This window comes from Pseudoalteromonas sp. BSi20652 (assembly GCF_000239855.1).
GTDB lineage: Bacteria > Pseudomonadota > Gammaproteobacteria > Enterobacterales > Alteromonadaceae > Pseudoalteromonas.
The window spans coordinates 38,872-47,772 of sequence record NZ_BADT01000094.1; the positions used below are offsets into that span (position 1 = coordinate 38,872).

General features: G+C 36.8%; 10 protein-coding genes and 1 pseudogene. 8 read left to right on the forward strand and 3 right to left on the reverse strand.

Features of this window, described 5'->3' with window-relative positions; genetic code table 11:
* Nucleotides 1–3 precede the first annotated feature (3 nt).
* From P20652_RS10035 to P20652_RS10030, 6 genes are all read left to right on the forward strand, one after another.
* Nucleotides 4–2,085, forward strand: a complete 2,082-nt coding sequence (locus P20652_RS10035) for an SLBB domain-containing protein (RefSeq protein WP_008168424.1) — start codon at nt 4–6, stop codon at nt 2,083–2,085.
* Nucleotides 2,082–2,786 (forward strand): AAA family ATPase, encoded by a 705-nt coding sequence (locus P20652_RS17975; RefSeq protein WP_033017416.1) that lies wholly within the window; start codon nt 2,082–2,084, stop codon nt 2,784–2,786. The genes P20652_RS10035 and P20652_RS17975 overlap by 4 nt, the downstream gene beginning before the upstream one ends.
* On the forward strand, nt 2,773–2,937 hold the full coding sequence (locus P20652_RS20875) for a hypothetical protein (protein WP_237707112.1): 165 nt from the start codon (nt 2,773–2,775) through the stop codon (nt 2,935–2,937). The genes P20652_RS17975 and P20652_RS20875 overlap by 14 nt, the downstream gene beginning before the upstream one ends.
* Nucleotides 2,916–3,635, forward strand: a complete 720-nt coding sequence (locus tag P20652_RS20880; RefSeq protein WP_008168430.1) for a response regulator — start codon at nt 2,916–2,918, stop codon at nt 3,633–3,635. The genes P20652_RS20875 and P20652_RS20880 overlap by 22 nt, the downstream gene beginning before the upstream one ends.
* A 55-nt stretch (nt 3,636–3,690) precedes the next feature.
* Nucleotides 3,691–4,254 (forward strand): PP2C family protein-serine/threonine phosphatase, encoded by a 564-nt coding sequence (locus P20652_RS20885; protein ID WP_008168432.1) that lies wholly within the window; start codon nt 3,691–3,693, stop codon nt 4,252–4,254.
* An 88-nt stretch (nt 4,255–4,342) separates the two neighbouring features.
* Entirely contained in the window at nt 4,343–5,743 is a 1,401-nt protein-coding gene (locus P20652_RS10030) for a sigma-54 dependent transcriptional regulator (RefSeq protein WP_008168434.1), read from the forward strand.
* Here P20652_RS10030 and P20652_RS20890 read toward each other — a convergent pair.
* Nucleotides 5,718–6,242, reverse strand: coding sequence for a glycosyltransferase (locus tag P20652_RS20890; protein WP_237707113.1), 525 nt, complete (start codon nt 6,240–6,242; stop codon nt 5,718–5,720). The two genes, P20652_RS10030 and P20652_RS20890, sit on opposite strands and share 26 nt — an antisense overlap.
* Before the next feature lie 2 nt (nt 6,243–6,244).
* Nucleotides 6,245–6,760, reverse strand: coding sequence for a glycosyltransferase family 4 protein (locus tag P20652_RS20895; protein WP_008168439.1), 516 nt, complete (start codon nt 6,758–6,760; stop codon nt 6,245–6,247).
* A gap of 21 nt (nt 6,761–6,781) precedes the next feature.
* Here P20652_RS20895 and P20652_RS10025 point away from each other — a divergent pair, with 21 nt between their 5' ends.
* Nucleotides 6,782–7,120 carry an Hpt domain-containing protein gene (locus P20652_RS10025; RefSeq protein ID WP_008168440.1) on the forward strand — a complete coding sequence of 113 codons (339 nt, stop codon included), beginning with the start codon at nt 6,782–6,784 and terminating at the stop codon, nt 7,118–7,120.
* Here the strand turns inward: P20652_RS10025 and yvcK are convergent.
* On the reverse strand, nt 7,111–7,983 hold the full coding sequence (yvcK, locus tag P20652_RS10020; RefSeq protein ID WP_008168442.1) for a uridine diphosphate-N-acetylglucosamine-binding protein YvcK: 873 nt from the start codon (nt 7,981–7,983) through the stop codon (nt 7,111–7,113). The two genes, P20652_RS10025 and yvcK, sit on opposite strands and share 10 nt — an antisense overlap.
* A gap of 175 nt (nt 7,984–8,158) precedes the next feature.
* Between yvcK and P20652_RS17990 the strand changes: the two are divergent.
* Nucleotides 8,159–8,901: pseudogene (locus P20652_RS17990) on the forward strand (hypothetical protein); the annotation flags it as partial.

Genomic DNA, 8,901 nt, shown 5'->3' on the forward strand with positions numbered 1-8,901 from the left:
GTTATGAAATATCTATTTACGATTGCTTTATTACTTTTTTCATTTGGTGCTTATTCAGCTAACGATGATATTGACTCTGAAGTGCAAGTCGGCAACAAATTATTTTTATACATCCCAGGCGAAATAGACTTTGATACCACATTTGAAGTTGATAAAAAAGGACAAATTAATCTGCCAGAAATAGGTCAATTTAATGTAGCCGACAAAACGATTTCACAAATTGAGCAAGAACTTGTTCCTGTGCTTGCCGCTTTGTTTGTTGCAATGGATGACTTTTATATAGAAATACGCAGTAGAGACATTCTTATAAATGTACTGGGGTATGTAAATACACCGTCGCAAGTGAGTATTCCCGATGATGGTAATATTCAAATGGTTATTTCGAAGGCGGACGGTTTAAAACCAGGCGCCCAGTTAGACAGAATGCAAATAAGACGTGGTGATGAAATTATTGAGTTTGATTACAAGGGCTACCTAGACTCAGGTAATATTAACTTGTTACCCGTACTAAAAAGTAAAGACACTGTATTTGTGCCGGTATCGCCTTTACTGGGAAATGTACAAATAGACTTTGATGCGCAAACACTTAGCGCCACGGGCGATGCGAACGACAGTAATGCAATAACCATTTTAGGTGAAGTACATAATCCGGGCAGTTTTTCATTTAAAGAACAGATGAGTATTTTAGATGCCTTGATGCGTGCAGAAGGGGTTACGCGTTATGCTGATGTGACAAAAATAAGGGTTATTGTAGACAAAGCACCGGTCATTTTTGATTTAAAAGCGTATTTAGATAAACCGTCGGATAGCACCATGCAATTGCTGCAACCGGGCTCTACTGTGTATGTGCCGATTATGGTTGATGACGTAAATACAACCTCTCGCACGGTGTATATTATGGGTGAAGTGCAAAAACCGGGGGCGTATGAGGCAGCCGACAGTACCAATTTTTTAGATATTTTAGCCAATGCAGGGGGACCAACCCGTTTTGCAGAAACCCGCCATATTAAAATATTAACCCCAGAAGGCGAAAGTATTGTATTTGATTTACAAGGTTACAGTGAAGGTACTGTGACAACCAAGGTTCCTGATTTAAACCCAGGGGATGTTATTTTTGTGCCTGAGAAAACAGATGTAAACGAAAAAAGCTGGCTTAAAATTCCAACCAAACGTGCCATTAAAATTATAGGTGCTATTCAATCTCCTGGTCGGTATGAGTGGAGCAATGAAATGGATTTTACGGATTTACTCGCACACGCAGGTGGACCAACCAAAGGCGCAAATATCAATGATATAAAAATACTGCGTAACGGCGATGTAACACAACGCTTTGATTTAGAAAAATACACCATTACTGATGGTGATACACCGCTGCCAAACTTGGTGGCGGGTGACACCGTAATTGTTGAAGAGTTACCCGTTGACCCTGCGGATAATAAATCTCAGTGGATACGTCAAGAATCAAGTAAATCTATTTATATTATGGGACAAGTAGGATCGCCTGGGCGTTATTCATTTAACGAAAACATGCATTTTATTGATATTTTGGCTGCAGCAGATGGTCCGACTGGCAGCGCGGATATACGCAACATTAGAATAACGCATCGAAATGGTAACCGGGCTAAAGTGAGTAAGTTAGACTTGGCAATGTATTTTGAAACGGGCGACGAAACGCTATTTCCCAATGTGTTACCCGGCGATACTATTTTTGTTCCTGAAAAAAACAAAGATTGGTTACGTACACCAAAAGATCGCGTTGTGCGCATTATGGGGGCTGTTCAAAAGCCAGGTAGATATAACTTTGACGATACTATGTCTATTTTAGATGTATTAGCAGAGGCGGGAGGCCCTTCTAACTCGGCACTTATTGATAAAATAGTGGTTATTAATCACTCATGTTGTAAAGAGCAGTCTCGGATATTTGATTTAGAGGCATTTATTAAGTCACCTAACTCGGCAAATATTCCAGTATTAAGAGCGGGTGATACGCTATACGTACCAGACAAAGGTCAAGACTTACTGAGTCAATTTAAAGATAATTTCTTAGATGTGATTACTATTTTAGCGTTAGTGGTGGGACTATGAAGCTTATACCTAAGCAGTATCATGAACTAGAAGTAATCTGTAATACGATGATTGACGACAGTGCTCGTTGCGTTACATTTATATCATTATGCGGCTCTGAGGGGTCATCGAGTGCTTGTGTAAGTGTTGCTAAGCGGCTACAAAGCCAACACAAGTCGGTACTGATCATAGATTTAAACCCTATAAATACGTTTAGTTCAGACGATAAATTGCCAACAGCATGCAACCCATGGCGATTTGATGATATTTCGTGTCAGCTAGGCGTAACAAATTATCAAGAGGTTAGTTTATTAACTATCAAAAACTTAGCGGCTATAGAGCCTGCTAAAAACAAGCATGTACTCAATGATGCAGTGGCTCGATTAAAGCAAGAGTACGACTACATTTTAATAGATATGTCACCGGCATTAAAATTAAATAGAAATAATGTACCGTTGCATTCATTGAGTCTTTGCAGCGAACTCACGTTTGTTACAGTGGCATTAGGCGTTAACGATGAAGAGTCGTTATGTAAAGGTATTAAAGAATTAAAACAAGCAGGGCACAGCAATATAAAAATACTGATTAGCCAGCATAATTTTGCGCCACTTGGCGAACGCATAGTCAAATTTTTACAAAAGCATAGTGCTAAATGGCCAAAGTTATGCACTAACCTTATGGCAAAAATCAACAAACAAAGATGGTTATTTGAGCACCACTGAGGGCAATATGGATATATTATTTGAACGACGTTTTGAACTGTTATGGCCAACGCTGAGTGAAATACGCCAAATTCTTAAACATGTTTTAGGCGCTCTTAATGTAAAAAAGATGAAGTTGATGCTGCCGGGTTGGTCGCGACTGAGTACCTAACTAACCTTATTAGGCATAATCAGGGCTCTGAACACCATATTTTACTTCGAATTAGTAAGGCTAATAATGATAGCTATACATTCACATTTATTGACGAATTGACCCCTTATAATCTTTTTAAAAACAACAATTCAACGTGGAAAATCGATTCAGGTGACTTAGTTGAAGGCGGTATGGGAGTGGAGCTCATCCGCCATTATTTTAAAGAAGCAGATTATATAACTTATGAAGGTAAAAATTATTTTTCTTTTCCTTTAGAGCACATAGACAGCCGACCCACGGTTATTTATGTTGATGATGATGTAACCCAACTTGCGTTGATGAGTGCGTATTTAAAAGATAAATTTCAAGTGATTGCATGCCAAAGCATAGAGGCGGGGTGGCAAGCTATTTTAACCGCCGATGCGAGAATTTTATTGCTCGATCATAAATTAAAAAATGGCACTTGCGAGCCTCTTTTAGAAAAGCTTAATCAGTCTAATTTAAAGTCACAGTTGTCGGTGGTAATGCTAACAGGGGATGATAGTGAAGAAGTTATTCATAAAATAAATCGATTAGGTGTAGATGACTACTTAATTAAGCCTGTTAAAAAAAATAAATTACTGCAAAGTATTGAACGTGTGACGCACCGTTTTGCGTATTTATCTTATCAAACTACGTTTGAATCAACACCCGCTGTAATACACATGCAAAAATGATAAAAGTGCTCACCTTTTTGGTTCTATTAGCTTAGGTAATGGCGGCGATTTTTTTATGCCCATTAACCATGAGTGTAGTGCATTTGTCCTTGGCGATATGATGGGACATGGTTTGCAGGCACTTAAAGAAAGTTTTGCTATTAAGGGATTTATAAGTGGTTTTTTAGCCACAGGGCTCCCTTACCAACATATGTTAGCCGCACTTAATAATGCGCTTTACAAGCAGCAGCTGTGTAAATCGAGCTTAGTAACGCTTGTTATTTGCTTTATTGAAAACAATAAAATGTACTGGTTAAATGCAGGTCACCCACCGCCGGTTGTTTTACTCAGCGAAGGTGAAATAAAGCAATTGTCAGGCACAGGCCCTCTTTTAGGTCTTTCAAAAGACCATAACTATACCCTTTATGAAACTGCCCTTGATGATGTTGAACATATTCTACTTTATACCGATGGTTGGACTGAAAATCGTTTTACTGATAAAGATGAAATAAGTGAGATAGGTAAAATTATACCGAGGAATTATAAATCAGGTGAAGACTTTGCTCATACATTGTGGAAAAACTCACAAGTAACACTGTCCAAAGAAATAGATGACGCATCGCTTATTGTAATTAATTGAATTTGCTTTAATTAACATTCTATAGTTAAATCATTAGGGAAATATTAGTGTTCTAAACATTGCTGATCTGCTAACTAGGGAATGAAAAATGCCACCAACTGTTTTAATTGTTGAAGATACTCAATCTCTTGCAATGATGTACCAATCTTACTTACTACCTACTGGTGTGAATACGCTTGTGGCAAGTGATGGCGCAACCGCCATAGATATTATTAAAAAGGTACAGCCGGATTTAATCGTGCTCGATGTCATGTTACCAGACATGAATGGGCTTGATATTTTAGCAACATTGGAGCCAGATAACTGCCCTCAGGTTGTTGTTTTAACAGGTCATGCAACAAAAGAAATGGCCATTCAGGCAATAAAGCTTGGGGCAAGTGATTTTTTAGAAAAGCCAATAGAAGCCGATCGTTTTAGAATTACTGTTAATAATGCGCTTAAAATTAAAACCCTAAAGCAAACCGTTACACAATATAAAAACAAATACGAGAACGGTAAATATTTTGATTTAATTGGCAGCTCAAAGCAAATGCAGTCTGTTTATCAAATTATAAGCTCTGCTTCTGTAAGTAAGGCAACCGTATTTATTACAGGTGAAAGCGGCACAGGTAAAGAGTTGTGCGCGCGAGCTGTGCATCAAGCGTCTAGTCGATCTAATCAACCTTTTGTTGCGCTGAACTGTGCAGCTATTCCGAAAGATTTAATTGAGAGTGAGATTTTTGGGCATTTAAAAGGGGCCTTTACTGGCGCAATAGCGAATAGAGTCGGTGCTGCAGGTCAAGCTAATGGTGGTACATTATTTTTAGATGAACTTTGTGAAATGGATATTAATTTACAAAGTAAACTCCTTCGTTTTATACAAACAGGTAGTTATCAGCAAGTTGGTAGTGAGAAAGTAGTTAAAGTGGATGTTAGATTTGTGTGCGCAACAAATAGAGATCCCCTTGTTGAAGTGGAAAATGGCCGATTTAGAGAAGATTTATATTACCGATTACACGTTATCCCCATAGAACTACCTCCCCTTAGAGAGCGCGGGCAAGACATTATAGAAATTGCCGAAGCATTATTTGTTAAAATAGCTAAAGATGAAAACCATCCTTTCAAAGGCATATCAGAGGACGTGAAACAACTGTTAATGCAATACAGTTGGCCAGGAAATGTTAGGCAGCTAGAGAATGTGATACGCAATGTATTGGTGCTTCATCCGGAACAATACATAGACAGTGATATGATCCCAGCTCTACCAGCGAGTTCAAAAAAGCAGGTTGAGCAGCAATCTATTACCAATGAAATTGCGCCAACCGGTGACACAACGTTTGATTTACCTAATGCACAAAGCGATGTAAAAGCACTATGGCTTGCAGAAAAAGAATACATTGAGCACGTTATAAAAATATGTTCGTCAAATATACCCAAAGCAGCATCGTTACTTGATGTTAGCCCATCAACACTTTATAGAAAAATCAAAAGTTGGGAAGAAAATCAGTAACGTCATGACCTGTATATGCATGATGAAGCCGTAAAAATTGTTTTTTTCCGGAAAATCGCTCCTCCAGCATATTATAGGCATTATGCAACATGTTTGTTTTTTGAATATTAGACATCATAAGTAGTTTTTCTACACATTGTTGACAGTGTTTTGCACTTACTTCAGGTATTAAAAGCCCTGTTTTATTATTATCTATAATACTGGGTATAGCACCAACAGCAGTGCTTATAACTAACTTTTGCTCAGACATGGCTTCAAGTAAGGTCATAGGTAAGCCTTCTTCTCTTGAACAAATAAGTAACACATCTATTTGCTCCCATATATCACGTCGGTCGGTTAATCCATGATAGTGGAGATTTCTTATATTCGGTATCTCGTTCTCCAAAGGTCCTTCGCCAAACACATGAAATTTAATATCATGATTATTTTGCATATTTTTTGCTAATTGAAAAAATATGTCTGGTCCTTTTTCAAATGACAGTCGACCAACAAACCCCACCTTTATCGGTTTAGTGAATTTATGAATAAGGGGCTGTTTAGGCGCTTGCAGAGAAATAAAGTTTTCGAGTAAACTTGCATTTTTAAGTGTGTTTTTATTTTGTTTGATACAGCAAAATTTGTAGAAAGAGGAGAAAGCCATTTATCTACTTTATTATAAAAACTAACTTTTCCTGTACCAGCTTCGCCTGCATGATATGTACTGATACAGTATTTTTTCATTATTTTACACGCTAAACGACCTAATATTCCTGCCTTATAGCCATGGGTATGAACAACTGTGTTATCACTATAATGGCTAAGCTTTATAAGTAAGCTTTTGATATTCCCTTGCAGGAAATCATACTGTATGCTTTCTTTTTCAAGCATATTGTAAAAACGTTGGTTAGAGTGATTTTTATAAAATAAGATAGAACTGCTAATATGGTTTTTACTGAGTAGTTTTGACAATTCAATTAGGTGGGTTTCAATCCCCCCCATCATAGAAGAGTCAACAAACAAAATAACCTTGTAATTCATAATTAACCCCAAAAGAGATATATGATTGATCACGCAATAATTGAACAATTAAAGGACGATGTTGGTAATGCTTTAGCTATTGAATTGCTAAAGGTTTTCGTTAACGAGTCAAAAAAAACCGTCGCCAATATGGTAAATACACATGAGCTTAGCGAAATAGAAATCAATGCTCATAGCCTCAAAAGTAGTGCTTATAGCTTTGGTGCATCAAGTTTAGGTGATACATGTAAGCTTATAGAAGCGTTAGTAAAAATAGAGCACACACCGCAACAGTTAAACAGCTTGATAAAAACAGCAGATGAACAAAGTAAGGTTACCTTTGAAATGCTCAGCACTATCATACAAAGTGCTCAGGATTGACCGCTTAATTGTATTGGCATTTTAAGTAACCCCGAAAAAACATTTTTTAACTCATCAATATCATGTAAATGTGTTCTAGATTTCATGATGTTTTTGCTGTCATGTAAAATTTCTTCAATGGCAGAAGGTGGGATACTTAAATCATAAATTTTTAATCCTAGTTGCTCTTGCAACCAATCAACTCCGGCTGTGTGCGTATGTTTCATTACACTGTTTTCAGTTTTACTGTTTTCAATAAAAATACGACAGGCCGATGTTTTTTGAATGGCTGACGATATGTCCTCGACTAAAAAAGCAGGCATAACGCTTGTGATGATACTACCAGGGCCAATGATTATTAAGTCTGCTTCTAGGATTGCTTTAACGCATCCAGGTGCCGCAGACACTGTTTTAGATAAAAATACTTTTGTGGGTAAAGTGCTCAGTGCATCAATGGCGCATTCGCCAAATATTTCCTCATTAGTGCTAAGCTCGGCCATAAGATCGGTAGGCTCTTCAGTCATCGGTAACACAGTTTCTGTATTTCCTAACATGGCATTAAAATAAGCCACCGCTTTAGTGGGCGATCCTGTCAGTTCAATTAATCCAAGTAAGGTTAAATTACCCAAAGAATGACCATCGAGTTGACCTTCTACAAAACGGTGCTCGTAAATAGAATTTAATGCAGATTTTTCTCCTGCTAATTGTAAGCAACAACGCCTAATATCACCAAGTGCTATACATTCTTGCGATTCTCTTATTTTTCCGGTACTGCCACCATTATCTGTTGTAGCAACAATGGCTGTTAAACTACTACACATTGGTTTAATTGCGCTTAAAACTTGCGCTAACCCATGCCCACCACCTATGCACACTATTTTCATTGTTATGCCTTTGTGTTTTGATTGTTCTATATTGTAATAAGCATGAAACATTCCAACTAATGTAAATTAATTAACTTAATGATTTATATTAAATTTTATCCTATATTAAATATTAGTTAAAAAAATTTAGATTGCTTTTTGCAAAACGCGATGCATTTTGATGAGGAAAACTGTTATGGAAAAAAAGGAACAACTTTGCATTAATCAGTTACAAGCTTACTTAATGGATTTAGCTGATTGTGAAGACGACAGCGCAATACTTGAGCTGTTACGAGATTTATTACAAACACAGTTAAAATTTGAAGAGTGTATTGCTTTACACCAATACATAGATCGCTACTTTGAGGTAATTGCAACAACAGATAGACAGTTTAACGATGAGTCATGGCCTCAATGTCAGTTATTTAACACAGCTTTTGAGAAAGGCTATGTTTTATCAAATAATCCTAAACAGGAGTTAGATTTTGCGTTTTTAAACTGTATTGAAAAGGTAAGTATAAAAAACGCTTTAATTATTAGTATTAACGCCAATGTTAATAATAGTTTATTTATTTTCACTAACGTGGACATTGATAAGTGTGATGATATTGCAAGTACGACAACGTTTAACATACTTTTACAGCAAGCATTTTATGCCATTATTAGTAAAGTTAAGTTAAGTAAACAAACACATAAATCACTTTCACTTATCAATAAATTCACTGCTTTATCGTCTCTTTTCAAAGATTTAGGTAAGGAATGGTTTTGGCGTTTAGACTCGTCGATGTTATTTAAGAGCATTAGTAATATAGACAGGGTTGGCGATGTCTATACCAAAATGTTTTTGGGTCATCGCATTGAAAATATAATTACTGAGAGCGAGCAAAAAAATGTTGATAAATGGCAGCAATTCAATCAACTAATTAAAAACCGTGAAGA